The organism is Photobacterium alginatilyticum, assembly GCF_009910675.1.
In the GTDB taxonomy this organism is placed as follows: Bacteria; Pseudomonadota; Gammaproteobacteria; order Enterobacterales; family Vibrionaceae; genus Photobacterium; species Photobacterium alginatilyticum.
In genome coordinates this window covers 1-1,425 of sequence record NZ_RSEJ01000108.1, presented here as the reverse complement: position 1 = coordinate 1,425, position 1,425 = coordinate 1, and the positions used below count along the sequence as shown (strand labels likewise).

The window sequence follows — 1,425 nt, the reverse complement described above, 5'->3', positions numbered from 1 at the left end:
ATCTCGCAGTTCGTTATACCGAAAAGCGTTCAGGTATATCGCCTGAAACGAGCGACTTGATAGCTGCTAAGCTTGACCCTCGGAGTAAAAAGCGAACACCACGTTGCCTATGTGACCCAATGCCATAACGCCTGCGATAAGGTGCCCCGCACTGAACCAACAGAGCGCACCAAACCTCATACCAAAACCGCCGAGTGTAACGGGTCACCTTGATTGCTTTGTTATGCATCTTGAATTTTGATACCGCGGTCGGATAATGTCCGAAAGAAAGAATTCAATGAATTTGAGTCGTATAAACCATAAACTGAGGCTAATCTTACGGTTTGTCCACTACCTCGCTGAAACTCTAGACACCTTTTGAGCTTTACAACTTTCAAATCACTCACTGGGATATTACTATCAACTAAACGCCAACCTGAACTACCTTTTAAAACAACCCTATCATGATCCAGTTTGAGCATTGAACGCTTATAAAGTAAAACTAAGTACCTAATATAAGTGCAAAGTATGAGCAAAAATAAAATACTGCCAACATGCTCATCGTATCTATATGCATAATCATAGGCAAACACGGTTTTTATCGCTAGCCACGATATCATCTTTGATATAACCCACCAAAATGGCAAAGATACTATCGTACCAATAACCATCAATAGATTACTTCTCAGTAATTCTGTTACTTTTTTCTTCGTTACTTCCATTTGTATCCCGTTTAAAAGTGCCCACTAAACGTAGGGGACTCTGGTGCATAACGCCTGCAATAAGGTGTGCCCCACTGAACCAGCAAAGCGCACCGAACTTCATACCAAAACCGCCGAGTGTAACGCATCACCTTGATTGCATTGTTAACTGCGTATCATAAATTATAGTGTGATATTACTTCACAAAAATCACAGTCAATAAACTGGAGGCTGACATCAGATCTAACTTCATCATTCGGATCTGATAATGAACAACCAAACTCCTTGCAATAATTATCAAGTACTACTTTTAAATATTCAGATTTTGTGAACGCTTTATATAATACGCTTTTCCTGTCAGTCAACCTTTCATCAAAAATTGGTTTTAATACGTATGTACTTAGTACAAACTTATCAAAATCAATTAATTTCAGTGTATTAAGTAACCGCTGGGATGCCATGTCAAATTTATCTAAATCATATCCATCGTTTTCCAAAATCTCATTTATCTCAACAAAAAACGACCTGAATAAATCAATCACATTATGTAACTCTTCCACTATCGTTCCTATACTCCAACATATTACGTCGAGCAGTTAACGCCTGCAACTCAGGAATCCCCACAAAATTCCTTTACTGTTCAATAAGTAGACACGCACCTTGCCTTCTGATCTAATGAATTCACCACAAAAACAAAAGAAGAAAACAAGATGCGTGATATTCAAATACTACACGACTCCCTTAG

Annotated in this window: 2 protein-coding genes; both read right to left on the bottom strand. The window is 38.5% G+C overall.

The genetic code is table 11. The features are described from left to right. Nucleotides 1-221 precede the first annotated feature (221 nt). A complete protein-coding gene (locus EIZ48_RS28210) occupies nt 222-701 on the bottom strand; it encodes a hypothetical protein (protein ID WP_160658703.1) in 480 nt (159 codons plus the stop codon). A gap of 155 nt (nt 702-856) precedes the next feature. Then, nucleotides 857-1,240: a hypothetical protein gene (locus tag EIZ48_RS28205; protein WP_160658701.1), complete on the bottom strand. Its 384-nt coding sequence runs from the start codon at nt 1,238-1,240 to the stop codon at nt 857-859. Between the last annotated feature and the right edge of the window lie 185 nt (nt 1,241-1,425).